The 25,615-nt window shown below is 71.1% G+C and carries 35 protein-coding genes, 1 tRNA gene and 1 pseudogene; 16 read left to right on the top strand and 21 right to left on the bottom strand.

Annotated elements, in window-relative coordinates; genetic code table 11:
* Positions 1-19 precede the first annotated feature (19 nt).
* Positions 20-1,240 (top strand): MurT ligase domain-containing protein, encoded by a 1,221-nt coding sequence (locus ACRAKI_RS05885; RefSeq protein ID WP_447006027.1) that lies wholly within the window; start codon positions 20-22, stop codon positions 1,238-1,240.
* Entirely contained in the window at positions 1,237-1,953 is a 717-nt protein-coding gene (locus ACRAKI_RS05880) for a type 1 glutamine amidotransferase (RefSeq protein WP_447006026.1), read from the top strand. The genes ACRAKI_RS05885 and ACRAKI_RS05880 overlap by 4 nt, the downstream gene beginning before the upstream one ends.
* A 105-nt stretch (positions 1,954-2,058) precedes the next feature.
* Here ACRAKI_RS05880 and ACRAKI_RS05875 read toward each other — a convergent pair whose 3' ends face one another.
* The gene (locus tag ACRAKI_RS05875) at positions 2,059-3,546 is read right to left on the bottom strand and encodes a flavin-containing monooxygenase (protein ID WP_447006025.1); all 1,488 of its coding nucleotides are present in this window, start codon (positions 3,544-3,546) and stop codon (positions 2,059-2,061) included.
* Positions 3,547-3,635: 89 nt separating this feature from the next.
* Here ACRAKI_RS05875 and ACRAKI_RS05870 point away from each other — a divergent pair, with 89 nt between their 5' ends.
* A complete protein-coding gene (locus ACRAKI_RS05870) occupies positions 3,636-4,244 on the top strand; it encodes a TetR/AcrR family transcriptional regulator (protein WP_447006024.1) in 609 nt (202 codons plus the stop codon).
* A gap of 4 nt (positions 4,245-4,248) precedes the next feature.
* On the opposite strand, the gene ACRAKI_RS05865 is transcribed toward ACRAKI_RS05870, so the two are convergent.
* Complete coding sequence (locus tag ACRAKI_RS05865) at positions 4,249-4,449, bottom strand: LPXTG cell wall anchor domain-containing protein (protein ID WP_447006023.1); 201 nt, start codon at positions 4,447-4,449, stop codon at positions 4,249-4,251.
* Here ACRAKI_RS05865 and ACRAKI_RS05860 point away from each other — a divergent pair.
* From ACRAKI_RS05860 to ACRAKI_RS05850, 3 genes are all read left to right on the top strand, one after another.
* Complete coding sequence (locus tag ACRAKI_RS05860; protein ID WP_447006022.1) at positions 4,430-4,651, top strand: hypothetical protein; 222 nt, start codon at positions 4,430-4,432, stop codon at positions 4,649-4,651. The two genes, ACRAKI_RS05865 and ACRAKI_RS05860, sit on opposite strands and share 20 nt — an antisense overlap.
* Positions 4,652-5,031: 380 nt before the next feature.
* Complete coding sequence (locus ACRAKI_RS05855; RefSeq protein WP_447006021.1) at positions 5,032-5,337, top strand: hypothetical protein; 306 nt, start codon at positions 5,032-5,034, stop codon at positions 5,335-5,337.
* Between the two features lie 52 nt (positions 5,338-5,389).
* Positions 5,390-6,004: a TetR/AcrR family transcriptional regulator gene (locus tag ACRAKI_RS05850; protein WP_447006020.1), complete on the top strand. Its 615-nt coding sequence runs from the start codon at positions 5,390-5,392 to the stop codon at positions 6,002-6,004.
* A gap of 1 nt (position 6,005) precedes the next feature.
* Here the strand turns inward: ACRAKI_RS05850 and ACRAKI_RS05845 are convergent, their stop codons facing one another.
* Positions 6,006-6,227 carry a DUF3618 domain-containing protein gene (locus ACRAKI_RS05845; RefSeq protein ID WP_033438423.1) on the bottom strand — a complete coding sequence of 74 codons (222 nt, stop codon included), beginning with the start codon at positions 6,225-6,227 and terminating at the stop codon, positions 6,006-6,008.
* Positions 6,228-6,416: 189 nt separating this feature from the next.
* On the opposite strand from ACRAKI_RS05845, the gene ACRAKI_RS05840 reads away from it, so the two are divergent.
* A tRNA-Leu gene (locus ACRAKI_RS05840) sits at positions 6,417-6,490 on the top strand.
* 43 nt (positions 6,491-6,533) lie between these two features.
* On the opposite strand, the gene ACRAKI_RS05835 is transcribed toward ACRAKI_RS05840, so the two are convergent.
* Both ACRAKI_RS05835 and ACRAKI_RS05830 read right to left on the bottom strand, forming a co-directional pair.
* Positions 6,534-7,487, bottom strand: coding sequence for a CobW family GTP-binding protein (locus ACRAKI_RS05835; protein ID WP_447006019.1), 954 nt, complete (start codon positions 7,485-7,487; stop codon positions 6,534-6,536).
* Positions 7,488-7,627: 140 nt separating this feature from the next.
* A complete protein-coding gene (locus tag ACRAKI_RS05830) occupies positions 7,628-7,831 on the bottom strand; it encodes a hypothetical protein (RefSeq protein ID WP_447006018.1) in 204 nt (67 codons plus the stop codon).
* Positions 7,832-7,834: 3 nt separating this feature from the next.
* On the opposite strand from ACRAKI_RS05830, the gene ACRAKI_RS05825 reads away from it, so the two are divergent.
* Both ACRAKI_RS05825 and ACRAKI_RS05820 read left to right on the top strand, forming a co-directional pair.
* Complete coding sequence (locus ACRAKI_RS05825) at positions 7,835-8,266, top strand: SRPBCC family protein (protein ID WP_447006017.1); 432 nt, start codon at positions 7,835-7,837, stop codon at positions 8,264-8,266.
* A gap of 69 nt (positions 8,267-8,335) precedes the next feature.
* Entirely contained in the window at positions 8,336-8,950 is a 615-nt protein-coding gene (locus tag ACRAKI_RS05820; RefSeq protein ID WP_447006016.1) for a DedA family protein, read from the top strand.
* Here the strand turns inward: ACRAKI_RS05820 and ACRAKI_RS05815 are convergent.
* From ACRAKI_RS05815 to ACRAKI_RS05800, 4 genes and pseudogenes are all read right to left on the bottom strand, one after another.
* Positions 8,935-9,575, bottom strand: a pseudogene (locus ACRAKI_RS05815) (response regulator transcription factor). The gene ACRAKI_RS05820 and the pseudogene ACRAKI_RS05815 sit on opposite strands and share 16 nt — an antisense overlap.
* Positions 9,566-9,979 carry a sensor histidine kinase gene (locus tag ACRAKI_RS05810; protein ID WP_447006015.1) on the bottom strand — a complete coding sequence of 138 codons (414 nt, stop codon included), beginning with the start codon at positions 9,977-9,979 and terminating at the stop codon, positions 9,566-9,568. The pseudogene ACRAKI_RS05815 and the gene ACRAKI_RS05810 overlap by 10 nt, the downstream one beginning before the upstream one ends.
* Positions 9,960-10,172, bottom strand: coding sequence for a hypothetical protein (locus ACRAKI_RS05805; RefSeq protein ID WP_447006014.1), 213 nt, complete (start codon positions 10,170-10,172; stop codon positions 9,960-9,962). Before ACRAKI_RS05805 ends, ACRAKI_RS05810 begins: the two co-directional genes overlap by 20 nt.
* Before the next feature lie 287 nt (positions 10,173-10,459).
* Positions 10,460-11,497 (bottom strand): NAD(P)-binding domain-containing protein, encoded by a 1,038-nt coding sequence (locus ACRAKI_RS05800; protein WP_447006013.1) that lies wholly within the window; start codon positions 11,495-11,497, stop codon positions 10,460-10,462.
* Between the two features lie 98 nt (positions 11,498-11,595).
* Here ACRAKI_RS05800 and ACRAKI_RS05795 point away from each other — a divergent pair, with 98 nt between their 5' ends.
* The 3 genes from ACRAKI_RS05795 to bcp all read left to right on the top strand — a co-directional run bounded on the left by ACRAKI_RS05795 (position 11,596) and on the right by bcp (position 14,030).
* Positions 11,596-12,633, top strand: a complete 1,038-nt coding sequence (locus ACRAKI_RS05795; RefSeq protein ID WP_447006012.1) for an LLM class flavin-dependent oxidoreductase — start codon at positions 11,596-11,598, stop codon at positions 12,631-12,633.
* A gap of 390 nt (positions 12,634-13,023) precedes the next feature.
* Positions 13,024-13,455: a hypothetical protein gene (locus tag ACRAKI_RS05790; protein WP_447006011.1), complete on the top strand. Its 432-nt coding sequence runs from the start codon at positions 13,024-13,026 to the stop codon at positions 13,453-13,455.
* A gap of 101 nt (positions 13,456-13,556) precedes the next feature.
* Entirely contained in the window at positions 13,557-14,030 is a 474-nt protein-coding gene (gene bcp / locus ACRAKI_RS05785; RefSeq protein WP_447006010.1) for a thioredoxin-dependent thiol peroxidase, read from the top strand.
* A gap of 70 nt (positions 14,031-14,100) precedes the next feature.
* Here the strand turns inward: bcp and rdgB are convergent, their stop codons facing one another.
* Complete coding sequence (gene rdgB / locus ACRAKI_RS05780) at positions 14,101-14,703, bottom strand: RdgB/HAM1 family non-canonical purine NTP pyrophosphatase (protein ID WP_447006009.1); 603 nt, start codon at positions 14,701-14,703, stop codon at positions 14,101-14,103.
* Positions 14,700-15,464 carry a ribonuclease PH gene (gene rph / locus ACRAKI_RS05775; protein WP_447006008.1) on the bottom strand — a complete coding sequence of 255 codons (765 nt, stop codon included), beginning with the start codon at positions 15,462-15,464 and terminating at the stop codon, positions 14,700-14,702. The genes rdgB and rph overlap by 4 nt, the downstream gene beginning before the upstream one ends.
* A 54-nt stretch (positions 15,465-15,518) precedes the next feature.
* On the opposite strand from rph, the gene ACRAKI_RS05770 reads away from it, so the two are divergent.
* Complete coding sequence (locus ACRAKI_RS05770) at positions 15,519-16,043, top strand: DUF2231 domain-containing protein (protein WP_447006007.1); 525 nt, start codon at positions 15,519-15,521, stop codon at positions 16,041-16,043.
* A gap of 58 nt (positions 16,044-16,101) precedes the next feature.
* On the opposite strand, the gene ACRAKI_RS05765 is transcribed toward ACRAKI_RS05770, so the two are convergent.
* Genes ACRAKI_RS05765 through ACRAKI_RS05745 form a run of 5 tightly spaced genes read right to left on the bottom strand, consistent with a single transcriptional unit; the run spans position 16,102 to position 19,278 of the window.
* A complete protein-coding gene (locus tag ACRAKI_RS05765; RefSeq protein WP_447006006.1) occupies positions 16,102-16,500 on the bottom strand; it encodes an OsmC family protein in 399 nt (132 codons plus the stop codon).
* Positions 16,501-16,510: 10 nt separating this feature from the next.
* On the bottom strand, positions 16,511-17,014 hold the full coding sequence (locus tag ACRAKI_RS05760; protein WP_447006005.1) for a hemerythrin domain-containing protein: 504 nt from the start codon (positions 17,012-17,014) through the stop codon (positions 16,511-16,513).
* Complete coding sequence (locus tag ACRAKI_RS05755; RefSeq protein ID WP_447006004.1) at positions 17,004-17,816, bottom strand: MBL fold metallo-hydrolase; 813 nt, start codon at positions 17,814-17,816, stop codon at positions 17,004-17,006. Before ACRAKI_RS05755 ends, ACRAKI_RS05760 begins: the two co-directional genes overlap by 11 nt.
* 17 nt (positions 17,817-17,833) lie before the next feature.
* On the bottom strand, positions 17,834-18,631 hold the full coding sequence (gene murI / locus ACRAKI_RS05750; protein ID WP_447006003.1) for a glutamate racemase: 798 nt from the start codon (positions 18,629-18,631) through the stop codon (positions 17,834-17,836).
* Positions 18,628-19,278, bottom strand: coding sequence for a rhomboid family intramembrane serine protease (locus ACRAKI_RS05745; RefSeq protein WP_447006002.1), 651 nt, complete (start codon positions 19,276-19,278; stop codon positions 18,628-18,630). Before ACRAKI_RS05745 ends, murI begins: the two co-directional genes overlap by 4 nt.
* Positions 19,279-19,432: 154 nt before the next feature.
* On the opposite strand from ACRAKI_RS05745, the gene ACRAKI_RS05740 reads away from it, so the two are divergent.
* A complete protein-coding gene (locus tag ACRAKI_RS05740) occupies positions 19,433-20,278 on the top strand; it encodes an SMP-30/gluconolactonase/LRE family protein (protein ID WP_447006001.1) in 846 nt (281 codons plus the stop codon).
* 69 nt (positions 20,279-20,347) lie between these two features.
* Here ACRAKI_RS05740 and ACRAKI_RS05735 read toward each other — a convergent pair whose 3' ends face one another.
* The gene (locus tag ACRAKI_RS05735; RefSeq protein WP_447006000.1) at positions 20,348-21,124 is read right to left on the bottom strand and encodes an MBL fold metallo-hydrolase; all 777 of its coding nucleotides are present in this window, start codon (positions 21,122-21,124) and stop codon (positions 20,348-20,350) included.
* A gap of 374 nt (positions 21,125-21,498) precedes the next feature.
* Between ACRAKI_RS05735 and ACRAKI_RS05730 the strand changes: the two genes are divergently transcribed.
* Both ACRAKI_RS05730 and ACRAKI_RS05725 read left to right on the top strand, forming a co-directional pair.
* On the top strand, positions 21,499-21,741 hold the full coding sequence (locus ACRAKI_RS05730; protein WP_447005999.1) for a hypothetical protein: 243 nt from the start codon (positions 21,499-21,501) through the stop codon (positions 21,739-21,741).
* Positions 21,738-23,099: an extracellular catalytic domain type 1 short-chain-length polyhydroxyalkanoate depolymerase gene (locus tag ACRAKI_RS05725; RefSeq protein ID WP_447005998.1), complete on the top strand. Its 1,362-nt coding sequence runs from the start codon at positions 21,738-21,740 to the stop codon at positions 23,097-23,099. The genes ACRAKI_RS05730 and ACRAKI_RS05725 overlap by 4 nt, the downstream gene beginning before the upstream one ends.
* Before the next feature lie 73 nt (positions 23,100-23,172).
* Here the strand turns inward: ACRAKI_RS05725 and ACRAKI_RS05720 are convergent, their stop codons facing one another.
* From ACRAKI_RS05720 to ACRAKI_RS05705, 4 genes are read right to left on the bottom strand one after another with little or no spacing between them, the layout of a single operon-like run.
* Positions 23,173-24,123 (bottom strand): PLP-dependent cysteine synthase family protein, encoded by a 951-nt coding sequence (locus ACRAKI_RS05720; protein ID WP_447005997.1) that lies wholly within the window; start codon positions 24,121-24,123, stop codon positions 23,173-23,175.
* 20 nt (positions 24,124-24,143) lie between these two features.
* Positions 24,144-24,416, bottom strand: coding sequence for a MoaD/ThiS family protein (locus ACRAKI_RS05715; RefSeq protein ID WP_158846499.1), 273 nt, complete (start codon positions 24,414-24,416; stop codon positions 24,144-24,146).
* Between the two features lie 50 nt (positions 24,417-24,466).
* Positions 24,467-24,922: a Mov34/MPN/PAD-1 family protein gene (locus tag ACRAKI_RS05710; RefSeq protein ID WP_447005996.1), complete on the bottom strand. Its 456-nt coding sequence runs from the start codon at positions 24,920-24,922 to the stop codon at positions 24,467-24,469.
* Positions 24,923-24,973: 51 nt separating this feature from the next.
* Positions 24,974-25,507: a DUF2231 domain-containing protein gene (locus tag ACRAKI_RS05705; RefSeq protein WP_447005995.1), complete on the bottom strand. Its 534-nt coding sequence runs from the start codon at positions 25,505-25,507 to the stop codon at positions 24,974-24,976.
* Positions 25,508-25,615: the final 108 nt, after the last annotated feature.

Raw genomic sequence — 25,615 nt, 5'->3', positions numbered from 1 at the left:
AGGTGCAGACCCAGCCCGCTTGCCGCTGCGCACCGCGGCGGCCGTGCGACTGGGCAACATGAGTTCCAAGCTGTCGCAGAAGATGGGTCTGGGCGCCGGTGGCATGATCGGCGGCCGGGTCGCGCTGCGGCTCGACCCGCAGGCGTTGGCGCACTTGACCTCCGGTCGTTCGGTCGCGCTCGTGACCGGGACCAACGGCAAGACGACCAGCACGATGATGCTCAGCCGGGCGATGTCGTTCCTGGGTGAGGTCGCGACCAACCACGGCGGCGCGAACATGCCCGACGGGCACGTGACCGCGCTGTCCAAGCAGCCCGACGCGCCGTACGCGGTGCTGGAGGTCGACGAGGGGTACTTCCCCGAGGTCGTCCGGGCCGCGTCGCCGGCCGTGGCGGTGCTGCTGAACCTCAGCCGCGACCAGCTCGACCGGGTCGGCGAGGTGCGCACCATCGAGAGGTCGCTGCGCACGGCGCTGTCGTCCGTGACCGGTGTCGTGGTGGCGAACTGCGACGACATCATGGTGACGTCGGCGGCGCGCGACTCGGCGAACGTGGTCTGGGTGGCGACCGGGACGGGCTGGCACAACGACGCCGCCTCGTGCCCGCGCTGCGGCGACCCGATCCGGTGGGAAGGCGCCGACCACTGGCACTGCACCGGGTGCGACCTGGCCCGGCCGGAGCCCCACTGGGTGACCGGCGACGGGTACCTGGTCGCGCCGAACGGCGCGAAGGTCGAGCTGTCGCTCCGGTTGCCGGGCAAGTTCAACCAGGCGAACGCGGTGATGGCGACGGCCGCCGCGGCGGCGCTGGGCGTGCCCGTGGAGGAAGCCGTGCAGCGGTTGCGCGGCGTGTCCAACGTGGCCGGGCGGTACCGGACGATCCAGCGTTCCGGGCACCGGGCCCGGTTGCTGCTGTCGAAGAACCCGGCGGGGTGGAGCGAGACGTTGACCGTGGTCCGGGAAGCCGACCACCCGGCGGTGCTGGTGATCAACGCGCACGAGGCCGACGGGCGGGACCTGTCCTGGCTGTGGGACGTGCCGTTCGAGCGGATGCGCGGCCGTCAGGTGATCGCGTCCGGCGAGCGTGCCACGGACCTGGCGGTCCGGCTGACGTACGCCGAGGTCGAGCACACGATCGTGCCGGACCCGTTGCTGGCCATCGACGCCATGCCGCCCGGTCCGGTCGAGGTGATCGCGAACTACACCGCGTTCCGCGACCTGAACGCGAGGGCCGCCCAGTGAGCACGAGCAAGGTCCAGATCGCACTCGTCCTGCCCGACCTGCTGGGCACCTACGGCGACTTCGGCAACGCGGTGGTGCTGGAGAAGCGGATGACGTGGCGGGGCATCCCGGCCGAGATCATCAGCGTGAAGTTCGGCGAGCCGGTGCCGGACTCGTGCGACATCTACGTCGTCGGCGGCGGTGAGGACACCGCGCAGACGTTGGCCGTGCGGCACCTCCGGGAGCACCCGGGGATGCAGCACGCGGCGGCGCGCGGCGCGGTGATCCTCGGTGTGTGCGCCGGGATCCAGATCTTCGGCGAGTCGTTCACCCGGGCCGACCAGGTGACCCACCCCGGTCTCGGGCTGATCGACTCCACGTCGCACGCGGGCGGCAGCCGGGCCATCGGCGAGGTCATCGCGACCCCGGCCGGCGGCTTGTTCGAGGGCCTGCTGACCGGGTTCGAGAACCACCAGGGCCGCACCGTCCTCGGCCCTTCCGCCCGTCCGCTGGCCCACGTCAAGGTCGGCACCGGCAACGACGGCTCGGTCGAGGGCGCCGTCCAGGGCCGGATCCTGTGCACCTACCTGCACGGGCCCGTCCTGCCGCGCAACCCGCAGATCGCCGACCTGCTGATCGAGTGGGCCACCGGCGCCAAGCCCGGCCCGCTCGAACTCCCCGACGTGACCCGCCTGCGCGCCGAACGAGCCAAAGCCGCCGGCGTCTCCGCCTGACCGCACTGGCAGGTTCGCGGTGCCTGAGTGGAGGACTCGCGCATTCCCGCGAGTCCTCCACTCCGACACCGCGAACCTGCCGGTGGGGCATGGTGAACCTGCCGGTCAGGCCGTGACTCGGGTTCGGCGGGCGCGGGTGAGGGTGTAGTCCTCGGCGCGGACGGTCTTGGTGCGCATCCAGTAGCGCCAGGTGAAGCCGGGCCAGACCGTGCGGTTGACGCCCTGCGCGTCCAGGTACCAGCTCTTGCAGCCGCCCTCGGTCCACACGCCCTTGGTCAGCTTGCGCTGCAACTCGCGGTTGAACCGGGCCTGGGCCTCGGGCCGCACGTCGAGTTCGTCGGCCTGGTGCCGGTCCAGCAGCTCCAGGCACTGGCGGACGTACCGGATCTGCGACTCGATCATGAACACCACCGAGTTGTGCCCCAGGCCGGTGTTCGGGCCGAGCAGGAAGAAGAAGTTCGGGAAGCCCGAGACGGTGATGCCGTAGTACGTCTCGATGCCCTTCTCCCGCCACTGCTTGGCCAGGTCGACGCCGCCCTTCCCGGCGACGTCCAGGTAGTCGAACGAGTCGACCACGTGGAACCCGGTGCCGTAGATGATCACGTCGACCTCGTGCTCGACGCCCGCGCGGTCCACCACGCTGTTCGCCCGCACCTCGGCGATGCCGTCCGTCACCAGGTCCACGTTCGGCTTGCTCAGCGCCGGGTAGTAGTCGTTGCTGATCAGCACCCGCTTGCAGCCCATCGTGTAGTCGGGCGTCAGCTTGGCCCGCAACGCCTCGTCCGGCACCTGACGGCGCATGTGCCGCCGCGCGATGTTCTGCGCGAACTCCATGATCTTCGGGTTCACCGCGAAGCCGAGCGCGCTCGACTCCCGCGTCCAGTAGACGAAGTTCCGGTAGAGCCGCTGCGTGAACGGCAGGGCGCGGAAGAGCCTCTGCTCCCACGTGGTGATGGCCCGGTCGATCTTGGGCATGATCCACGGCGGCGTGCGCTGGAACAGGGTGAGGCGTTCGACCTCGTCGGCGATCCGCGGCACGAACTGGATCGCGGACGCGCCGGTGCCGACCACCGCGACCCTCTTGCCCCTGAGGTCGTAGTCGTGGTCCCACCGCGCGGAGTGGAACGCCTTGCCCTGGAACGCGTCGATGCCGGGCAGGGTCGGGACGTTCGGGATGTGCAACGCGCCGACACCCGCCACCACCGACTTCGCGGTGTACGTGTCGCCGTTCCCGGTGGTGACGTGCCAGAGCTTGTCGTCCTCGTCCCAGCGCGCGCTGCTGACCTCGCTGTTGAACCGGATGTGCTCGCGCAGCCGGTACTTCTCCGCCACCCGCTTGAGGTAGTCCCAGATCTCGGGTTGCCGGGCGAACATCCGCGACCAGCGCGGGTTCAGCTCGAACGAGAACGAGTACATGTGCGACGGGACGTCACAGGCGCAGCCGGGGTACGAGTTGTCCCGCCACGTGCCACCGAGGTCGGCCTCCTTCTCCAGCACGACGAAGTCCCGCTCACCCGTCCGCTTCAGCTCGATCGCCATGCCCAAGCCGGAGAAGCCCGTGCCGACGACCAGGACTTTGACCTCTCGGTGCATGCCCGTCCTCCGTACCCCAAGGGGATCAACTACTTACGTACTCCCCAGTAGGTTACTGCAAGTAAGTTACCTCCGGTAGCCTGGACTTCGTGACCACCACCGAGCCACGCCGCCGGCGGATGCCCAAGGCCGAGCGCAAGGCGCAGATGCTCGACATCGCCGAGGGCGTCTTCGCCGAACGCGGGTACCTGGCGGCGTCGATGGACGAGATCGCCGAACGGGTCGGGGTGTCCAAGCCGATGCTCTACGAGTACTTCGGCTCCAAGGAGGGCCTGCTCATCGGCTGCATCCGCCGGGCGCGCGCCGAACTGCTCGACCGCACCCAGCGGGCCATCACCGGAGCGGACGGGCCGGAGGACGTGCTCCGCCTCGGCCTGATGGCGTTCTTCGAGTTCATCGCCGAGCACAAGCAGTCGTGGTCGTTGCTGCGGCAGGAGGCGGCGATCACCGTGCCGTCGGCCGTGGAGGAGGTCGAGGGCATCCGGCGACAGCAGACGGACCTGATCGCGGCCGTGATCGGCAGCTTCGACTCCGACGTGAACCCGGTCGAGGCCGAGGCGTTCGCGGAGATCGTGGTGGGGGCGACCGAACGGCTGGCGCTGTGGTGCGAGCGCAGGCCCGACGTGGGGCCCGCGCTCGCGACCGGTTACGTCATGGACGTCGTGTGGCGGGGCGTGGCCTCCAGGCTCACGACCTGACCGCTCACGCGCGTCGGCGGCTGACCAGCAGCAGCGCTGCGCCGGCGAGCAGCACGGCCAGACCACCGAGACCCGTCCACAGCGGCGTGGCGCCCGTGTCGGCGAGGGCGTGCGTCGCGGTCGAGCCCGGACGTGCCACCGGCGGCCCGGCGGGCACGGTGGTCTTCGGCGGCACGGTGTGCGACGTGGCCGTCGTGCCGGCCACGTCCGTGGTCGTCGTGACGGCGGTCGTCGACGTGACCCAGCCGGGGGTCGTGGTGGACGTCGCCGACGTGCCGGACACGTCCGTCGTCGTGGTGGTCGCCCCGGTGGACGACGTGCTGGTGCCGGTCGTGGCCGGCGGCGCGGTCGTGGTCGGGCAGGGCGTGGTCGTCGTCGTGACCGGTGGCGCGGTCGTCGTCGTGTGACACGGCGGCTCACCGCGGTGCCCGCACACGTCGCCCCGGCCGTGGCCCTCCCACACCCCCGGCGAATCGGCCAACGCCGCGCCCGGCGCCACCAGCAACCCGAACGCCAGGCACACCGCGACGGTCATTCGACGCCTCACAAAGACCTCCTAAGCCATAGGTGTTGCTCCAAACGGCCTATCGGATGTCGGTAGCATGGCGTTACTGAAGACGCACAGAGTGTGCTCATCTTTCGTGGGTCAACCGTTCGTGTGACGAACCAACGGCGAAACCGACGAATGCGGCAATTCCGGGTGATTACTCACTCGATAGAGGGATACAGGACGCGGCAAAGCCGAAACACGAGTCAGATAAGGCCAAGACCGACTGGAAGGCGAGGCATGTCCAAGCTCACCATCACCGCGAACTACCGCCGCGACGGCGACGACTGGGCGGTCGCCGTGCGGGCCGACGGGAAGGAACTCGACGCGACCGCGCCGGGCCTGATCGCGGCCAGGCTCGCGGCCGACCAGTTGGTGGACGAGATCGCGAGCGGGCGGCCCAACCGCGCCGTCGTGCACATGCTGGACGGCGACGCGTTCGCGTTCTCGGTGGCGTACCTGCACACCCGCGCGGGTCTGACCCCACCGCCCCCACCGGGTGAATCCGAAGCGAGCACCGCTCATGAGCAGGCGATCGAGGTCTGACTCCGACAGCTCCGGCCTAGGATGTCCGGCCAAAGGCGACAGGAGCACAGACATGGCCACACCGGTGTACAGCGGGGCGGCACGGACCCCGCAGCGGGGCAGACCGAGAGACGCCACCCGGGACGACGCGTTGCGACAGGCCGCGCTGGAGGTGATGGCGGAAGTCGGTTACCGGGCGTTGACCATGGACGCCGTCGCGGCGCGCGCCCGCGCGGGGAAGGCGACGATCTACCGGCGTTGGGAGTCCAAGCTCGACCTCGTGATCGACACGTGCACGCGGCTCGCGCAGCAGAACCTGGCCGAGCCGGACACCGGCTCGCTGGCCGGTGACCTCCGGGAGTTCCTGAGCGCGTTCGCGGCGTTCCTGTCCGGCCCGATCGGCAAGGCGGCACAGGCGCTCGTCGGCGAGCTGCCGCACGAGCCGGAGCTGGCCACGGCGTTCCGCGACACCTTCCTGATCGCCCAGCGGGACGTGCTGCGCCGCATCCTCGATCGTGCCGCCGAACGCGGCGAACTCCGCCCGGACGCGCCGCGCGGCATGGCGGTCGAGATCGCGGGCGCGGCCCTGATCTACCGGTTGATGCTCACCGGCGACCCGCTGGACCTGCCGTTCGTGGACCGCGTGGTGGATCAGGTGCTACTGCCCCTCGTCGCCGAGGGGCAGTAGGTCACCGGAACAGCTTGCGCAGCAAGGCGAACCCGACGAGCACGGCCACCGCGATCAGCGAGTACCGGATCTTGGGTTCGTCGAGCTTCGCGCGCACGCTCTCCTTGCCGGACTCGACGAAGCGCTGGGGATTCGCCCTGGTCCCCAGCTCGTCCAGGGTCACGGCCAGCGCGTCGCGAGCCTGCTCGATCTCGCGCTGGATGGTGTCGGGATCGCGGGCCACATCTCCTCCTAGCTGCGGTCTGGCCACAACCGTAGTTGAGGCGCCCGAACGCCGTTGACGGGACCGGCCGGACCACGGTTCCAGAACAGCGTTTTGATTCGAGGTGAAGTCCGGCGCGAGGTCCGGGTGGAGGAACGTCGTGTCCCTCGGCACCGGGCCGCCGAACGCTGCCGATAAGCTTGCACCGCCGGGCTCGTAGCCCAATTGGCAGAGGCACACGGTTTAGGTCCGTGCCAGTGAGAGTTCGAGTCTCTCCGAGCCCACGCGTCACCAGCGGCCCTCGGCGCTTTCGTCGCCGGGGGCCGCTCACGCGCTGTAGCGCAGGACTTCCAGCATCGACTGCGGGTCCACCGACGCCGGGTCCGGCTCGACGCAGGCGGCGAGTCCGGCGCGGATCGCGGCGACGTCCAGGCCCGTGCCGATGAGCACCAGTTCGGTGCGCCGGGGGCCGGGCCACGTCGAGCGTTCGAACCGCAGGAACGCGCCGACGGTGTGCAGGCCGAACCGCTGCCGGTACCCCGGCACGTCGAACCGGACGAAGCCCTTGATCCGGTACAGGCCCTTCGGGCGGGCGTCGAGGAACGCCATGAGCCGCACCGGGTTCATCGCCTCCCCGGTGGCGAACTCGACGCTGTCGTAGTGCACGTGGTCGTGCTCCTCGTCCAGCAGGTCCTCGAAGGACAGCTGGCCGAACCGCTCGCGCGGCCGTGGGTCGAACAGCAGCGCCGGGTCCACTCGCCCGAACGACGACTGCACCACGGGCACGCCGGGCTTGAGCCGGTCGATCTCCGCCGCCAACGCGGTCGGGTCGGCGACGCGGTCGACTTTGTTCAGCACGACCAGGTCCGCCACGCGCAGGTGCCGGGCGAGATCGTCGGGGAACTCGGCCGCGTCGACCAGGAGCACCAGTCCGCCGTAGGTCAGGCGCGGGTTCTCGCTCGCGAGCACCATCCGCGCCATGGCCTGCGGCTCGGCCAGTCCGCTGGCCTCGATGACGATGACGTCCACCAGCGAGTCGAGCTTGGCCAGCATGTCGTCCAGCTCGCTGACGTCGACCGCGCAGCACAGGCAGCCGTTGCTCAGCGAGACCGTGGAGTCGACCCGGCCCGCCACGCTCATCGCGTCGATGCCGATCGCGCCGAAGTCGTTGACCACCACGCCGACCTTGGTGCCGCGACTGCCGCCGAGCAGGTGGTTGAGCAGCGTGGTCTTGCCGGAGCCGAGGAACCCCGCCACCACGATCACCGGGATCCGCTTCACGTCGACCGATCCTAGTGCCGTCCCGACCGGCGGGTTCGCGGTGCCCGACCGGACGACTCGCGGTGCCTGAGTGGACGACTCGCGCGTTTCTCGCGGGGGTCAGGGGTGCATGAGGGTGATGAAGTGGTCCATGGCGGCGGTCACGGCGACTTCCGGGGGTGGCCCCGGGCGCGTTCCAGGGCGGCTACCGGTTCCAGCCACTTCGCCACTACGCCGTCCAGGAGCGAGGTGGTGCCCGGTCGACCTCGGGCGGCCTGGGCGTACAGCTCGAAGACGAGGCGTTCGTGGGCGCGGAGGGCCGGGTCCGTGAGGACCTTCCAGAACGAGTCGTTCCCTGGGAGCACCGCATGGTACAGAGAGTGGACGTCCAGGTGCGCAGCAGCGCGTCTCACGATCGGGTTTACCGCCTGGCAGCGGACGGTTCGACGTGGCCCGAGTGGTCGCCGGTCGTGCGGTGCGAACGGGAACGCGCGGGTGATGCGAGTGGGGTCGGCGAAGTCCGGGTAGTCCACAACAAAGGCCGCAAGGCGCTCACGAGGGAGGAGGTCGTCGAACTGACGCCGAACCGACGGGTGGGCTCGTCCTGCTCTCGGGTCTCGCGATTCGCGACTACCGGGCGTTCATCGACCTCGCGCCGGACGGGGGAGGCACGGCGATCCGCCGGCACTCGTCGTTCGAGCCGAAGACGCGGAACGGGGTGGCCCTACCGCCTCGTGCTCCGAGCCGTGATCACGCGGTACGCCAGAGGACTGGCGGAGCACGCCGGGCGCGGGGACTGAGGTTTTCCACACCCGGTCGTGCGGTCGGCTTCATGGTGACCGTGTCGGCGCGTTCGTAACTTCAACATCATGGATGTCGTCTCGTGGGTAATCGACCTGATGGAAACGCTCGGCGCGCCGGGCGCCGGGATCGCGATCGCGCTGGAGAACCTGTTCCCACCCCTGCCCAGTGAGCTGTTCCTGCCGCTCGCCGGGTTCACCGCGAGCCAGGGCAAGATGAGCCTCGTCGCCGCGATCCTCTGGACGACGGTCGGGTCGGTGGCCGGCGCGCTCACGCTGTACTACCTCGGCGCGCTGCTCGGCCGTGACCGGATGAGGGCGATCGCCCGGCGGATGCCGCTGATGAAGCTGTCCGATGTGGACCGGACCGAGGAGTGGTTCGCCCGGCACGGCAAGGCGACCGTGTTCTTCGGCCGGATGGTGCCGATCTTCCGCAGCCTCATCTCCATCCCGGCGGGCGTGGAACGCATGGCGCTGCCGGCTTTCGTGCTGCTCACGGCGGCGGGCAGCCTGATCTGGAACTCCGCGCTGATCGTCGCCGGGTACGTCCTGGGAGAGAACTACCACGTCGTCGACCAGTACATGGGCGTGGTGGGGAAGGTGGTGCTCGGCCTCGTGCTGCTGGCCGTGGTGTTCTTCATCGCTTCACGGGTGAGCCAGCGGAGGTCTCAGGCGCGCAAGTAGCGCAGGACGGCGAGCACCCGTCGGCTGTAGCCGTCCACACCGGACAGACCGAGCTTGTCGAAGATCGAGTTGATGTGCTTCTCCACCGCGCTGCGCGACACGTGCAGGCGTGACGCGATCGCGTTGTTCGTGTGCCCCTCGGCCATGTGCGCCAACACCTGGCGTTCCCGCTCGGTGAGCACGCCCAGCGGGTGCGTGGTGCGGGCCAGCAGCCGCCGCACCACCTCGGGGTCGAACGCGACCCCGCGCTCTCCGACCCGGCGCAGCGCGTCCAGGAACTCCTCCACCTGGACCACCCGGTCCTTGAGCAGGTAGCCCACGCCGTCGGCGTGCTCGGTGAGCAGGTCGACGGCGTAGCGCTGCTCGACGTACTGCGACAGCACCAGCACGCCGACGCCGGGGAACCGCCGGCGGATCTCCAGCGCGGCTTTCATCCCCTCGTCGGTGTTCGTCGGCGGCATCCGCACGTCGGTCACCACCACGTCCGGCAGGTACGCGGCCACCGCGCTGACACCAAGGCTTCCGCGTCACCCACCGCCGCCACGACGTCGTGGCCCTCCTCGACCAGCAGCCGCACGAGACCTTCGCGCAGCAACGTCGAGTCCTCGGCCAGGATCACCCGCACGGAACCTCCGCGGTGATCACGGTCGGACCACCCGCCGGGCTGCTCACGTCGAACGAGCCGTCCAGCGCCAGCACCCGCCGCGACAGGCCGGCCAGCCCGCCGCCCGCCGGGTCCGCTCCCCCGACGCCGTCGTCCGCGATCCGCACGCGCACCGCCCCGCCGTGCCCGGTGATGTCCACGTCGATCATCGTCGCACCCGAGTGCTTGGCCGCGTTGGTCACCGCCTCGCAGATGACGAAGTACGCCGCCGTCTGCGCCCGCGGCGAAATGTCGAGCGGCGCGCACCTCACGCGCACCGGGATCGTGGACCGGTCCGCCACCGCCTCCAGCGCCTCGACCAGGCCCAACGAGTCCAACGCCGTCGGGTACACCCGCCAGGCGACCTCACGCAGGTCCTCCAGCACGTGCCGGGACTCCTCGTGCGCCTGGGCCAGCAGGTCGCCCGCGTGGTCGGGGTTGCGGCGGGCTCGCGGCCAACTCGTCGATGCGCAGGCGCAGCAACTCGGCTTCGCTCGGGCCGAGCCACCGGCGGGCGACCTTCCCCTCCAGCGCCACCACGCCGATGATGCCCTGGACCTCGATGTAGAACAGGACCAAGCCGATCAGGCCGGCCCACGCGAAGTCCGTCCAGTCGTCGGAGAAGTCCGACCGGCGCGCGGACGGCCAGGTAGCGCACCGCCTGGGCCCTGGTCGGCGCGGCGCTGTCCACGTCGAGGAACCACCGCAGCCGCCGCCGTTCCAGCCCCGCGACCGCCACGGCCGCGTTCCGGGCGAACACCACGACGAGCAGGTCGAGCAGCGCCGACAGGAAGCCGAGCACCAGCCCGGCGACGACGCGCAGCCCCCTTCGCACCCGGTCGAGGCTAGCCGAGGTCGGCAGCTGCTCAGGCGGCCTCGCGGCGGGACAGCGACTCCCGGATCTCCTTCGCCGCCGCACGGCCCGCCCGCGTCGCGCCGACCGTGCTGGCCGAAGGGCCGTAGCCGACGAGGTGCACGCGGGGATCGGCGACGACCCTGGTGCCGTCGAGCCGGATGCCGCCGCCGGGCGTGCGCAGGTGCAACGGCGCGAGGTGGTCGAGCGCGGCGCGGAAGCCGGTCGCCCAGATGATCGCGTCGACCCGCTCGTGCGTGCCGTCCGGCCAGACCACGCCGTCCTCCGTGATCCGCTCGAACATCGGCCGGCGGTCGAGCACACCGGCCCCGAGGGCGTCGCGGACGGCCGGGGTGAGGCTCAGGCCGGTCACGCTGACCACGCTCCGGGGCGGCAGGCCCCGGCGGACCCGCTCCTCCACCTTCGCGACCACGGCACGGCCGAGTTCCGGCGTGAACGGCTCGTCGGAGAACTCCGGCTCGCGCCGGGTCACCCACGTCGTGGTGGCGTGGCGCGCGATCTCCAGCAACTGCTGGACCGCCGACGTGCCGCCGCCGACCACGACCACGTGCTGCCCGGCGAACTCGTCCGGTCCCCGGTACTGCGACGAGTGCAGTTGACGGCCCCGGAACAGCTCCTGGCCGGGGTAGCGGGGCCAGAACGGGCGCGTCCACGTGCCGGTCGCGTTGACCAGCGCCTTGGTCTCCCAGACGCCGCGATCGGTCTCGACCCGCAGCAGTCCGCCGTGATCGCGGACGGCGTGCACGCGCACCGGGCGTCGCACCGCGATGTCGTTGCGGCGTTCGAAATCGGCGAAGTAGGCGGGCAGCACCTCGTTGGCCGGCGCGGTCGGGTCCGTTTCGGCGAACGGCATGCCGGGCAGGTCGTGGATGCCGTGCACGGTCGCCATCCGCAACGTCGGCCAGCGGTGCCGCCACGCGCCGCCCGCACCTTCGCCGGCGTCCAGCACGACGTGGTCGAGGTCCGCACGTTTCACGAAGTAGGCGGCCGACAGCCCCGCCTGACCTGCACCGATCACCACCACGTCCATACCCCGACCAACGCGCGCGCGGGCCGCGACCTTCCCACTGTGATCGTCACGGTGCTCACACCAGGAAGACACGGGGTGCCTCGCGCGTTGACCCCGGCATGACCCGACTTCGCGATGTGCCGCTGTCCGCGCTCGACCTGGCCACGGTCACCACGGCGACGGACGCGCGAACCGCGCTGCGGCACACACGTGAGCTGGCCCAGCACGTCGAACAGCTCGGGTTCACCCGCTTCTGGCTGGCCGAGCACCACAACATGCCCGGTATCGCCAGCTCCTCCCCCGCCATCCTCATCGGCCACGTCGCCGACGCCACCACGACGCTCCGGGTCGGGTCCGGCGGCGTGATGCTGCCCAACCACCCGCCGCTGGTGGTCGCCGAGCAGTTCGGCACGCTGTCCGCCCTGCACCCCGACCGCATCGACCTGGGCATCGGCCGCGCGCCCGGCACCGACCAGCGCACCGCGCAGGCGTTGCGCCGCACCGCCGGCCCGCTGTCCGTGGACGACTTCCCGCAGCAGCTCAGCGAGCTGACCGGCTACTTCGACGGCACCGAAGCGCTGAACGCGATGCCCGCCGAGGGCAACAAGCCGGACATCTTCCTGCTCGGGTCGAGCGGGTACAGCGCGCAGGTCGCCGGCCTGCTCGGCCTGCCGTTCGCCTTCGCCCACCACTTCAGCGCCGAGAACACGCTGCCCGCGCTGGCCCTGTACCGCGAGCGGTTCCGGCCTTCCGAACGCCTCCAGCAGCCGTACGCGCTGGTCTGCGCGTCGGTAATAGTGGCGGACACGGACGAGCACGCCCGCTGGATCGCCGGTCCGGGCGCGCTCGCGTTCGTCAACCTGCGCAGCGGGCGGCCGAGCAGGCTGGCCACCAACCAGGAGGCCGCCGACCACCCGTTCACCGACGTCGAGCGGCTGATCTTCGACGATCGGCTGGACGCCCAGGTCATCGGCTCGCCGGAGACCGTCGAGGCGGGGCTGGAGCGGCTGCTGGAGGAGACGGGGGCCGACGAGCTGATGGTCACGACGATGGTCGCCGAGCAGTCGGACGTGCTCCGCTCGTTCGAACTCCTGGCCGAGATCGCCGGACGTTCACCCGACCGGCGCTCAGCCGAACGGGTGAAGACCGAAGCCTAGGTGTAGCGGTTGGCGCACGGACCGCGATGATCGGAGTGGAGCGCGCACGCCCCCCGACGCGCTCCCCAACTTCCGGGCGGACATCCGCCCGATCCCGGCCGGTCGGTGTGGCGCCGCCCACGCGCGGTGTGGCGCCGCCCACGTGGGAAGCCGTACGTCATCACGGCTTGGCCACAGGCCTGCACCAGGTGCGAATCAAGGCCCTGAATCGGTCCCCCGGCACCCTCCGACACCGTCATGGTGGTGGCTAGTCGCAGTCAAGCCCACCGCCGGGGCGGGAAGGGGAGGTCCGTGAAGTTCGCCAGACTGGCCGTAGGCGTCTGCCTAGGCCTGGCAATGGCGGGATGTGCGGACCCCTCCGACATTTCCACGCCCACGGCACCGTCCGCGGTGGTCGAGCAAGGTGGCGACGCGCCGTCCGCGTCGGGGTACACCGCGTTCGGCGCGCAGCGGGTGTGGGCCAACGGCATGGCCGTGACGGTGTCGCCGCCGTCCTCGCTCAAGCCGAGCGACACGTCGTTCCCGAAATCGCCGCGCACCGCGGTGTTCACGCTGACCCTCGTCAACGGGACCAAGACCGACTACCGGACCAGCCAACTCGCCGTGCGCGCGGTGGTCGACGGCGAGCCGGTGGCCGAGGTCCGCGACTCCGTGCAGGGGCTGAACGGCCTCGCCGCCGCCGTGACCGAGGTCGCGCCGGGCGCGGAGACCGTGCTGACGCTCGCGTTCGCCGTGCCGGCCCATCCCGTGCGGCTGCAGCTCGTGGTCGAGCCGAACGGCGCGAACCAGGAGCCGAGCGCGACGTTCGAGGGCACCGCCTGACCCGGTGGCGTCCGGTCGGGCCGTGGCATCGGCTTGGGGCGTCGGCTTGGGCGTCGGGCTGTGGCATCGGCCCGGGGCGGCGGGTTGTAGCGTCTGGGCCCATGACCGAGCAGAAGCGCCTGTCACCGGGCGACCAGGCCCCGGCGTTCACGCTGCCCGACAGCGAGGGCAAGCCCGTCTCGCTTTCCGACTACGCCGGCCGCTCCGTGGTCGTCTACTTCTACCCGGCGGCGGGCACGCCGGGCTGCACCAAGCAGGCGTGCGACTTCCGCGACAGCATCGGCGACCTGACGTCGTCCGGCTACGACGTCGTCGGCATCTCGCCGGACAAGCCGGAGAAGCTGGCCAAGTTCGCCGCGGCCGAGGGCCTGAACTTCCCCCTGCTGTCGGACGTGGACCGCGAGGTGCTGACCGAGTGGGGCGCCTTCGGGGAGAAGCAGAACTACGGCAAGACCGTCATGGGCGTGATCCGCTCGACGTTCCTGGTCGACCCCGAGGGGAAGATCAAGAAGGCCATGTACAACGTCCGCGCCACCGGCCACGTGGCCAAGCTGCTGCGCGAACTGCCCGCCTGACCCGGTCCGACCGACCCAGCCCGACCCGCTTCGCCCGGTTGTTCGCCCGCCGCTCGTCGGCGGCGGGCCCCTACCCGGCCAGCTCGCGCAGGTGCGGCAGCAGCAGGCGCAGCGCGCGGCCCCGGTGGGAGACCTCGTCCTTCTGCTCCGGGGTCAGCTCGGCCGACGTCACGTCGTGGCCCTCGGGGCGGAAGATCGGGTCGTAGCCGAAGCCGTTCTCGCCGCGCGGCTCGCGGGTGATCGTGCCGCGCCACTCGCCGCGCACCACGGTCTCCTCGTCCGACCCCGCCACGAACGCCGCCGTGCACACGAACGCCGCGCCACGGCGCTCGTCCGGCACGTCCCGCAGCTGGCCCAGCACCAGTTCCAGGTTGGCCACGTCGTTGCCGTGCACGCCGGACCAGCGGGCCGAGAGGACGCCCGGCATGCCGTTCAGCGCGTCGATCGCGATGCCCGAGTCGTCCGCGACCGACGGCAGCCCGGTGGCGTTGAACGCGTCCCGCGCCTTGGCCAGGGCGTTGCCCTCGAACGTCGGGTCGGTCTCCGGGGCCTCCGGGAACGGCGGCACGTCGTCCAGGCCCAGCACCTCGATCCCGGCCAGGCCCTCGGCCAGCAGGATGCGGCGCAGCTCGCCGAGCTTCTTCTTGTTGCGCGAAGCGAGGAGCAGCTTCACTTCCGCTTCCCCCTCGGCTCGGGCAGCACGCCGGGGTACGGCAGGGCCAGCGCCTCGGCCTGCATCCGGTTGAGCTCCGCGCAGCCCGCCAGCGCCAGGTCGAGCATCTTGTCCAACGTCGAGCGCGCGAACGTGGCGCCTTCGCCGGTGCCCTGCACCTCGATCAGCGTGCCGGCGTCCGTGGCGACCACGTTCATGTCGACCTCGGCCCGCGAGTCCTCCTCGTACGGGAGGTCCAGGCGCACGCGGCCGTCCACCACGCCGACCGACACGGCCGACACGGCGCACGAGAGCGGCAGGGGGTCGGCGAGGCGGCCCGCCGCGCCGAGCCACGTGACGGCGTCCGCGAGGGCCACGTAGGCGCCGGTGATGGCGGCGGTCCGGGTGCCGCCGTCGGCCTGGATCACGTCGCAGTCGATCACGATCGTGTTCTCGCCCAGCGCGGCCAGGTCGATGCACGCCCGCAGAGATCGCCCGATCAAACGGCTGATCTCGTGCGTGCGTCCCCCGATCCGGCCCTTCACCGACTCGCGGTCGCTGCGGGTGTGCGTGGCCGACGGCAGCATCGCGTACTCGGCGGTCACCCAGCCGAGACCGGAGCCCGAGCGCCACCGCGGCACGCCCTCGGTCACGCTGGCCGCGCACAACACGCGCGTGTTGCCGAACTCGATCAGCACCGACCCGGCCGGCCACTGCTGGAAGCCGCGGGTGATCCGGATGTCGCGCAGTACGTCGTCGTTCCTGCCATCGGTCCTCAGCACGGCACTACCCTATGTCGCTGAACCCGGGAGCGACCCACCGGCGTAGGGAGAGGCATGGCACTCGCAGACGACCTGGTGACGATCTTCGGTCTTCCCGCGCACCCGCTGCTGGTCCACGCGGTGGTGGTGCTGCTCCCGATGGCGGCCGCGGGGGCCGCCGCTCTGGCGGTCGTGCCGCGGTGGCGGCGGAAGTACGCCTGGCCCCTGATGGGCGTGACGCTGCTGGGCGTCGGCTCGGTGCCGCTGGCGCAGTGGGCGGGCGACCAGCTGTACGCGCGGATGGCGGGTCTGGGCAACCCGTTGATCGAGCGGCACGCGTCGCTGGGCAACGACCTGCTGCCGTTCGCACTGGGCTTCGGCGTGGTCGTCGTGGCCTTGCTCGTCGCCGGCCGCCTGGCCGACCGCGAAGGCGCCGCCGCGGCCGACGACCCGGCCGTTCCGAAGACCTGGCGCCGGATCGCCGTCGTGGTCTCCGTCCTCGTGGTCGCCGCGGGCGCCGCCGCCACCGTCCAGACCGTCCGCATCGGACACAGCGGCTCGACCGCCGTCTGGGACGGCGTCGCCACCACCCCCGCGTGAGTCCTGCGTTCGGAACACGTGCACGTAGGACGCACGCGGGTCTGGGGTGGTGCGTGGATCAGGTGGGGAGGGTGACGGGGGTGGGCGGGGTGGCCTTGAGGGTTCGGGTCACGGTGCACAGCTGCTCGATCGCACGGCGGACGGCCGACTCCAGGGCGGCGCGCTGGGTGGCGTCCAGCTGCGAGGTGTCGTAGTCCAGCGCGATCGGGATCGCGTCCAACTGGTGCTCACCGGCCGGGCGCACGTCGTCGGCACGGGCCACCAGACCACCGTCCACGCGGCGGGTGACGAGGGTTTCCGCCGTCACGGCCGCGCAGCCCGCCGCAGCCGCCAGCAACAGCTCCACCGGCGTGAACGCCCCTGGAGCGCCCTTCCGGCCGACGCGCACCGACGCGCCCCGCCCGTTCGTGGCCACGAAATCGTGCTGACCGACCAGCTTCACCTCGACGTCCGACACCCGATCGACGCTAGTCGATCCGGTCCTCCGTCGCCGCCGCGATCTTGCGCACGTAGGCGAGGTCGCCGCAGTTGTCGTCCAACCTGTCCTGCCGGATCTCCGCGAACAACCGGCCCAGCTCCTCCCGCCGCTCGTCGGGCACCTGCTGCCGGGTGTCGTTGAGGATCGTGCGCTCCTCCTCGTCCACGTGGTGGTTGAGCGCCTGGACCAGCTCCTCCAGCCTGCTCTCCCACTCCTCGGACTGCGTGTCGGCGACCTCCATCAGCGCCAGCAGCGCCTGATGCCCCTCGGCGTGCTCCTCCGCGCCGTGGTCGACCTCGTGGTCGTCGACCTCCTTGTACCGCTTGAGCGCCGGGTACACCTCCGACTCCTCCGCCTCGGCGTGCGCCACGAGCAGCGCCGCCAACTCCGACAGGAGCGTCGACCGGTCGGATTCCCGGTCGCGCAGGGAGCGGAACAGTTCCTCGAACCTGCGGTGGTCCGCCAGGATCAGCTCGACGACATCAGTTGCCATGGCCGCCGATTACCCGCACCACCGGCTCGTCAACCGCGTACTCGTCCCCCTGGGCGACGACCTCCACCGGCCCCCTGAACTGGTCGCGCGCCTCGGCCAGCACGGCGTCCCGGTCGGTCCACGGCGCGATGTGGGTCAGCAGCAGCCGCCCGACCCCGGCGTCCGCCGCCAGCCGGCCCGCCTGGACGCCGGACAGGTGCCGGCCGAGCGGCCGGTCGTGCGCGTGCGTCCACGTCGCCTCCGACAGCAGCACGTCCGCACCGCCGGCAAGCCCGAGCAACGCGTCACACGGCCCCGTGTCGCCCGTGTACGCCAAGGACGCGGTCTCGGTGGCGATGCGGAACCCGTACGCCTCGGTGGGGTGGTCGACCCGGACGGCGGTGATCTCGAACGGCCCGATCGTGGTCACCGAGCCGTCGGTGAGGGTGTGGAAGTCGAACACGTCGGACAGGTCGGTGGTGAGCAGCTCGTCGGCCGTCTCCGCGTACGCGCGGGCGAACCGGTCGGCGGCTTCGGACGGCCCGTGCACGGGCAGCCGGTGTTCACGCGTGTCGTACGGCGGATGGGTGTGGTAGCGGCGGGTGACGGCCAGGGTGGTGAAGTCGCTGCAGTGGTCCGGGTGCAGGTGGGAGAACAGCAGGCCGTCCAACGAGAACTGGTCGTGGTGCGCCTGCAAGGCGGCCAGCGCACCGCTGCCCAGTTCGATCGCGAGCCGGCAGCCATCCGCCTCGACGAGGTAGCCGGATGCGGGCCCGTGCGGTCCCGGCAGGCTGCCCGAGCAGCCGAGGATGGTCAACAGCACCCGTGGAGCGTGCCAGGTCAACCGTGGGCGTGGAAGGTCGCGTTCTCCAGGCCGGGCAGGAACCTCCGGGCCAGGCGGCCGAACTGCTCCACTGGTCCGGTGCAGCCGAACCGCTGATCCGGGTCGCCGTCGCGGAACAGGTCCTGCTCCGTCAGCACCCGGACCACGTCCTTGACGGTCTCCTCCGCGCTGGAGACGAGCGTCACGCCGTCACCCATCACGATCTGCAGGACGCCCGTCAGCAACGGGTAGTGCGTGCAGCCGAGGACGAGCGTGTCGACTCCGGCGCGCTGCAGCGGTTCCAGGTAGGCCTGCGCCATGCCGAGCACCTGCCGGCCGGACGTGGTGCCGCGTTCCACGAAGTCCACGAACCTCGGGCACGCGACGGCGGTGACCTCGATCTCGCGTGCGGCGGCGAACGCGTCCTGGTACGCGCCGGACGTGACGGTGCCGTGCGTGCCGATGACCCCGACCTTGCCGGTCCGGGTGGTGGCGACCGCACGGCGCACGGCGGGGAGCACGACCTCGATCACCGGGATGTCGTAACGCTCCCGCGCGTCGCGCAGGCACGCCGCCGAGGCGGTGTTGCACGCGATGACCAGCAGCTTCGCGCCGTCGGCGACCAGCCGGTCGGTGACTTCGAGGGCGAACTCGCGGGCCTGGGCGATCGGCAGCGGGCCGTACGGGCAGTTCGCCGTGTCCCCGACGTACCGGATGCGTTCGCCGGGGAGCTGGTCCATGATCGCCCGTGCGACGGTCAGCCCGCCGACTCCGGAGTCGAAGATCCCGATGGGCGAATCGGCGGTGACGGTCACGCGACGAGCGTAGTCCGGGCGTCCTTCCGGGCGTCCCGGGCGACGCCCCAGGCAGCGAGCACGCCGCCGAGCGCGCCGAACAGGTGGCCTTCCCAGGAGATGCCGGGCTGGCCGGGCAGCACGCCCCACAGCGCCGCGCCGTACAGGGCGAAGACCACGACGGCCAGCACGATCTGCAGGGGGCTGCGCGCGAACGCACCGCGCACCAGCAGGAACACGAGGAAGCCGAACACCAGGCCGGACGCGCCGATGTGGCTGCCGTAGGAGCCGAAGATCCACACGCCCAGTCCGCTGGTCAGCCAGATGACGGCGGTGATCTGGAAGAACTGCTTGATCCCGCCGGACGTGGCCAGGTAGGCGAGGACGACCAGCGGCACCGCGTTGCCGGTGAGGTGCGTCCAGTCGCCGTGCAGGAGCGGGTACCAGAGGATGTTGTCCCACTGGTCGAAGTCGCGCGGGATCACGCCGTCGTCGTCCAGCGCGCCGCCGAGGACGGTGTCGACGGCCTCGACCACGTACAGCAGGCCGACGAAGCCCAGCACGACCACGGCCGACAGCACGGGCTTGGGCGGCACGACGCGCTTGGCCGGCGGCTTGGCCCGTTCGGGCGCGGCGACCACCTCGGGTGACGGTGTGAAGGGGTCCACGTGATCCAGGCTACGCGTCGCGCGGGCGTTCGAGCGGGCTGTCCAACGGCCTGAGCGGTCGGTTCGCGGTGCCTGAGCGGCGGGTTCGCGGTGTCTGAGTGGAGGACTCGCGAATTGCGGGTGGGGGGTGAGCGGGTGACCGTAGGCTGTGCCGGTGTCGATCGAAGTGGCGGTGCGGGCCGAAGCCGCGCTGGGTGAGGCCCCCACGTGGGACCACGCCAGCGGAACACTCCTCTGGGTGGACGTCCTCGGCAGTGAGGTGCACCGCTACAGCCCGTGGCGCGACGACGACGCGGTCCTGGAGATGCCGCAGCACGTGGGGGCCGCGAAGCCCCGGACCGCCGGTGGCCTGGTGGTGAACCTGCGTGACGGCGTGGCCCTGATCGACCGGGACGGCGCCAAGACGTGGCTCGTGTACTGGGCGCGGGACGGCGTGCGGGGCAACGACGCCGCGGTCGACCCGGCGGGCCGGCTGTGGGCCGGCACGATGCGTTACGACGAGGAGCCGGACGGTTGGCTCGCACGGGTGAAGCCCACCGGCGAGGCGAACGTCGTGCTGGACAAGGTGGGCGTCAGCAACGGCATCGGCTGGAGCCCCGACGCCACCCGCATGTACTTCATCGACTCGGCGGAGCGGCGCGTCGACGTGCTGGACTTCGACGAGGGTTCCGGGGAGGCGACGAACCGCCGTCCGCTGGCCCGGGTGCACCGCGGGTTGCCCGACGGCCTCACGGTCGACGCGTCCGGGGCGATCTGGGTCGCGTTGTGGGGCGGGGCGGCGGTGCACCGGTACACGCCGGACGGCGACCTCGACTTGGAGATCGAACTCCCGGTCGGCCAGCCGACGGCGTGCTGCTTCGGCGGGCCGGACTTCACCGATCTGTACGTGACGACGGCTCGCGTGGGGCTGAGCGAGGGCTCGTTGAGCGAGTTGGCCGGTTCGGTGCTGGTGCTGCCGGGAGTGGGCGAAGGCCTTCCGTCCTCGGCGTTCGCGGGCTGAGCGCCCGCCGTTCCGAGCGTGGGATTCGGGTGTTCCGGACGTGGGACTCACGCGTTCTGGAGGTAGGACTCACGGGGTGAGGGTGTAGGTGGCGCCGGGGGTGGCCAGGGAGACCGGGCCGGAGAAGGCCTCCGTGGCGTCCGCCAGGACGCCCTCGCGGTCGGACCACGGGAGCACGTGGGTGAGCACCAGCCGTCCGACACCGGCGGAGGTGGCGACCTCGCCCGCCTCCCGGCCGCTCATGTGCAGGTAGTTGGCGCGCCCCGCCTGTGCCCGCCACGCCGAGTCGGCCAGCAGGAGGTCCGCACCCCGGGCCAGCCGCACCAACTCCGGGCACGGCACCGTGTCGCCCGAGAACACCAGCGACACACCCTCGTACGTGATGCGGAATCCGTAGGCCTCGCAGATGTGCCGCATGGCGGCCACCTCGACGTCCACCGGCCCCACGGCGTACCGACCGGGCGCGAGCGGCACGAAGTCGAACGTCTCGGACAGGTCCGTCCGGGCCAACGACGCGCGATCGGCGGCGTGCGCGGCGGCGAGGCGGGACGGCGCGTGCGACGGCGCGAACACCGGCAGCCGGCGCTCGGTCACGTCATAAGGCGGTTCGGGATGCTCACGCCGGTAGACGGTCAGCGAACTGAAGTCGGCGCAGTGGTCGAGGTGCAGGTGCGACAACAACACCGCGTCGAGGTCGAACGGATCGCAGTGCCGCATCAGCGCGCCGAACACGCCACTGCCGAGCTCCACCACGATCCGCACGCCGCCCGCCTCCACCAGGTACCCGGAGGTGGGTAGATCAGGCCCCGGCGCACTGCCCGAACACCCGAGCACCGTCAATTGCATGGGCCGAACGATAGCAGCCCGACACTCGCAGAAAATGCGGAATACCGCACGCGACAAGGGCCGACAATGAATACCGTGCGGGTTCACTCGGATGTCTCAACCCGGACTCAGGGGAATGCATCGAATACATATTCAAAGAATTGCATCGATGACCGGAGCGCGGTCCGGAGCGACCGTTGACGCCGAATGGTCGAGCGCGCCGGGCAGCCGGTCGAAACTTTCACCGCGCAACCATGGGACCGAACGGACGCACGGAACGTTCCCGCAGCTCAACGGGCCATTTGAGACTCGCAACATCCACGAAACTCATTGTCCGGAGCCGGGGCGTGACAGATAGTGACGACAACTCTCGCCGTGATCCTCAAGGAGTAGGGATGGTCTTGGGAAACCTTCCGGCTGTGGCGCCGCTGTGCGCCGCACCGCAGCCGGCCTCGGAGCCGTCCACCACGTCGGACGCGATCAGGACCGCGACCGGGGCCACCGCCGGCGGCATCGTCCTGACGCACGCCGGCTACGAGACGACAGTGAACGCCGTGTCGCAGATCGTCCGAGGCCTCCGGGCCAAGGGCCTGCGCCCCGGCCGCATCGACAACACCGGACGGGTGGTGGCTCCATGAAGGCGCTCGGCGCGATCGTGACTTCCCTGGCCGCAGCAGCGGCTTTCGTGCTGGCGTTCGTCGCCGCACCGCAGGCTTCGGCGGCGACGCTGACCGAGGTCACCGGCTTCGGCACGAACCCCAGCAACCTGCGCATGCACCTGTACGTGCCGGACCGGACGCAGGCCAGGCCGCCGGTGCTGCTGGCGGTGCACTACTGCACGGGCACCGGCCCGGCGTTCCACTCGGGCACGGACTTCGCCCGGCTGGCCGACCAGTACGGGTTCATCGTGATCTACCCGTCGGCCACCCGCAGCGGCCAGTGCTTCGACGTGTCCAGCCCGCAGGCGCTGCGGCGTGACGGCGGCAGCGACCCCGTCGGCCTGATGTCGATGGTCCGGTACGTGCTCCAGCGCCACAACGGCGACACCGGCCGGGTGTTCGTCACCGGCGTCTCGTCCGGCGCGATGACCACGAACGTCATGCTGGCCAACTACCCCGACGTGTTCCAGGCCGGCGCGGCGTTCGCGGGCGTGCCCGCGGGCTGCTTCGCCACCACCGACGGCTCGGGCTGGAACAGCGCGTGCGCCAACGGCCAGGTGCTCAGGACACCGCAGGAGTGGGGCAACATCGCGCGCGCCGCGTACCCCGGCTACACCGGCGCCCGCCCGCGGATGCAGACGTGGCACGGCACCGCGGACGACACCCTGCGGTACCCGAACTTCGGCGAGCAGATCGACCAGTGGACCAACGTCCACGGGCTGTCCACCACGCCGACGTCCACCGACAGCCCGCAGCCCGGTTGGACGCGCACGCGTTACGGCGACAAGGTCGAGGCCATCTCCCTCCAGGGCGTCGGCCACAACCTGATGTCGTCGGGCATGGCGTTGCGCGCCATCCAGTTCTTCGGCCTCGACAAGCCGGGCGACACGACCACCACGACCACGGCGTCGACCACCACCGGCACGACGACCACCGGCACCACGACCACCACCACGTCGTCCACGACCACCACGCGGACGACGACCGAGACGACCGGCACCATCACCACCTCACCGGTGCCGAGGTGCCGCGTGACCTACGTCGACAACGTCTGGAACACCGGCCTGACGGCGAACATCACGATCGTCAACACCGGCACCGCGGCCGTGAACGGCTGGCAGCTCGGGTTCGGCCTGGCCAACGGGCAGACGATCACCAGCGGCTGGAACGCGACCTACTCGCCCACCAGCGGCATCGTCAACGCGACCAACGTCGGCTACAACGCCGTCATCAGCCCCGGCGGATCGGTCTCGATCGGCTTCCAGGCCACGCACGGCGGCAACACCGGCAAGCCCAGCTCGTTCAGGCTCAACGGAGGCCCCTGCACGATCGGCTGACACGACAGAACCGGCTGACACGAGAAGGGCCCCGCGTCGCCGCGGGGCCCTTCTCGCTGTTCACGTCCCGATGTCACGCCCAGAGGTGGCCGTCGAGCCGTTCCGCGGCTTCGTCCAGCGTGCCCGCGTAGGCGCCGGTGGACAGGTACTTCCAGCCCGCGTCCGCCACCACGAAAGCCACGTCCGCCGACTCGTCGCGGGCCGCCGCCTTCTCCGCCACGGCCAGCGCCGCGTGCAGGATCGCGCCGGTGGAGATGCCCGCGAAGATGCCCTCCACCTCCAGCAGCTGACGGGTCCGGCGCAGCGCGTCGTACGAGCCGACCGAGTAGCGGCCGGTCAGCACGGAGGCGTCGTACAGCTCGGGCACGAAACCCTCGTCGAGGTTGCGCAGCCCGTACACCAGCTCGCCGTACCGCGGCTCGGCCGCGACGATCTGCACGTCCGGCTTGTGCTCGCGCAGGAACCGGCCGACGCCGACCAGCGTGCCGGTGGTGCCCAGGCCCGCGACGAAGTGCGTGATCGTCGGCAGGTCCTTCAGGATCTCCGGCCCGGTGCCGTGGTAGTGCGCGCCGGCGTTGCCCGGGTTGCCGTACTGGTAGAGCATGACCCAGTCCGGGTTCTGCTTGGCCAGCTCCTTCGCCAGCGCCACGGCCTGGTTCGAGCCGCCGGCAGCGGGCGAGAACACGATCCGCGCGCCGTACGCCTGGAGCAGCTGCTTGCGCTCGGCGGAGGTGTTCTCCGGCATCACGCACACCAGGCCGTAGCCCTTGAGCTTGGCGGCCATGGCGAGGGCGATGCCGGTGTTGCCGGACGTCGGTTCGAGGATCGTGCAGCCCGGCGTGAGCACCCCGGTCCGCTCGGCCTCCTCGATCATCGTCAGGACGGGGCGGTCCTTGATCGAGCCGGTCGGGTTGCGGTCCTCCAGCTTCGCCCACAGCCGCACGTCCTTCGACGGCGACAGCCGGGGCAGGCCCACGAGGGGCGTGCCGCCGACCGCGTCGAGCAGTGACTCGTAGCGGGCCACGATGCGTCCTCCGGAGTCGGTCAGCCGCCCGCGACGGCCGGCAGGATCGTCACGGTGTCGCCGTCCTTGACGGCCGCTTCGAGACCGCCCGCGAACCGCACGTCCTCGTCGTTGACGTAGACGTTGACGAACCGGTGGAGCGCGCCTTCCTTGACCAGGCGCTGCTTCAGGCCACCGTGGTTGGTCTCCAGGTCGTCGATGACCTCGGCGAGCGTCGCGCCCGCGGCCTCGACCGACTTCTGCCCGCCCGTGTGGGTGCGCAGGATCGTGGGGATGGAGACGATGACGGCCATGCTGGAACCTCCGAGGAACCGGGTGGTGAGGGCTGGGACGAAGACTCGGCTCAGGGACAGTCGGGCGTGTCGTCCGTGCCGGTGTGGGCGAACATGTACGACTCCACGACCTCGACCGGTTCTTCGGTCACCACGCCGTCCACGATCCGGTAGGAGCGCAGCTCGTGCTGCTCCGGGTCCCGGGTGGAGACGAGGACGTAGTGCGCCTCCGGCTCACCGGCGTAGGAGACGTCCGTGCGGGACGGGTACGCCTCGGTCGCGGTGTGCGAGTGGTAGATGACGACCGGAGCCTCGTCGTTGCGGTCCATCTCGCGCCACACCCGGAACTGCTCGGCCGAGTCGAAGCGGTAGAAGGTGGGCGAGCGCTCGGCGTTGTCCATCGCGACGAACCGCTCCGGGCGGTCGGAGCCCTCGGGGCCCGCGATGATCCCGCATGCCTCGTCCGGGTGGTCGCGACGGGCATGCTCCACCATCGCGTCCACGAGGTCACGGCGAATCACCAGCACGCCTTCATCCTACGTGGTGGTGGAAGGTGTCCCGCGGTGTGAGAACTCGCACTACACCGGTTCGCGGACGCCTCCCGTGCCCTCCTGTGGCTGGTGCCGGCGCGCCGCCGTCCCGGCCTTCGCCGGGTGCGTCGGCTGGACGCCCAGCAGCCCTCCCGCGGCGAGTGCCGTGAGTCCCAGCGCCGAGACCGCCCTGGCCACCACGCCGAACCCGTGCCCGCGCAGCCGGAACGACGTGAGGTAGCACACGTTCGCCGCCGCGTTCGCCGCGAGCTGCACGAACGCCGTGCGCCGCTGCCGCTCGTCCAACGTCCCGTACTCGGCCAGCCCGGTCGCCAGCGACACCGGCGCCGCCGCCAGCCCGGCCCCGATCACGGCCCGTGCCGCCTTGCTGCTGCCCGGCATCAGGTCCAGCGCCGCCGAGGCCGCGTACAGCCCGATCGGCAGCGCCACGACCGCCGGGTGCACCGGCTTGCCCCACGCCCGCACGCCCAGCAGCTCGGTCACCTCGCGTCGCCGCAGCGCCGCCGGCACGACCTCGGCCAAGGCCCCGGCCGCCTTGTCCAGCGCCGGACCGCTCCGCATCCACTGAACCGCCCTGTCCACACCAACCATGTCCCCGGGGTACCCACCCCACCCCGCTCACACCCAGGCGCACGTCCCAACAGCGCGAGTCCTCCACTCAGGCACCGC

It is taken from the genome of Saccharothrix isguenensis, assembly GCF_052936305.1.
Note: the sequence above shows the minus strand (reverse complement) of the source record. Positions and strands in the feature narration are given on the sequence as shown.

Bases quoted from the DNA above. Each gene is read 5' to 3' on its own strand.
- ACRAKI_RS05875 (WP_447006025.1), bottom strand. From the start codon at position 3,546: ATGCACCGAGAGGTCAAAGTCCTGGTCGTCGGCACGGGCTTCTCCGGC.
- ACRAKI_RS05855 (WP_447006021.1), top strand. From the start codon at position 5,032: ATGTCCAAGCTCACCATCACCGCGAACTACCGCCGCGACGGCGACGAC.
- ACRAKI_RS05850 (WP_447006020.1), top strand. From the start codon at position 5,390: ATGGCCACACCGGTGTACAGCGGGGCGGCACGGACCCCGCAGCGGGGC.
- ACRAKI_RS05825 (WP_447006017.1), top strand. From the start codon at position 7,835: ATGGTACAGAGAGTGGACGTCCAGGTGCGCAGCAGCGCGTCTCACGAT.
- ACRAKI_RS05820 (WP_447006016.1), top strand. From the start codon at position 8,336: ATGGATGTCGTCTCGTGGGTAATCGACCTGATGGAAACGCTCGGCGCG.
- ACRAKI_RS05800 (WP_447006013.1), bottom strand. From the start codon at position 11,497: ATGGACGTGGTGGTGATCGGTGCAGGTCAGGCGGGGCTGTCGGCCGCC.
- ACRAKI_RS05795 (WP_447006012.1), top strand. From the start codon at position 11,596: ATGACCCGACTTCGCGATGTGCCGCTGTCCGCGCTCGACCTGGCCACG.
- bcp (WP_447006010.1), top strand. From the start codon at position 13,557: ATGACCGAGCAGAAGCGCCTGTCACCGGGCGACCAGGCCCCGGCGTTC.
- ACRAKI_RS05770 (WP_447006007.1), top strand. From the start codon at position 15,519: ATGGCACTCGCAGACGACCTGGTGACGATCTTCGGTCTTCCCGCGCAC.
- ACRAKI_RS05760 (WP_447006005.1), bottom strand. From the start codon at position 17,014: ATGGCAACTGATGTCGTCGAGCTGATCCTGGCGGACCACCGCAGGTTC.
- ACRAKI_RS05735 (WP_447006000.1), bottom strand. From the start codon at position 21,124: ATGCAATTGACGGTGCTCGGGTGTTCGGGCAGTGCGCCGGGGCCTGAT.
- ACRAKI_RS05730 (WP_447005999.1), top strand. From the start codon at position 21,499: ATGGTCTTGGGAAACCTTCCGGCTGTGGCGCCGCTGTGCGCCGCACCG.
- ACRAKI_RS05725 (WP_447005998.1), top strand. From the start codon at position 21,738: ATGAAGGCGCTCGGCGCGATCGTGACTTCCCTGGCCGCAGCAGCGGCT.
- ACRAKI_RS05715 (WP_158846499.1), bottom strand. From the start codon at position 24,416: ATGGCCGTCATCGTCTCCATCCCCACGATCCTGCGCACCCACACGGGC.
- ACRAKI_RS05705 (WP_447005995.1), bottom strand. From the start codon at position 25,507: ATGCGGAGCGGTCCGGCGCTGGACAAGGCGGCCGGGGCCTTGGCCGAG.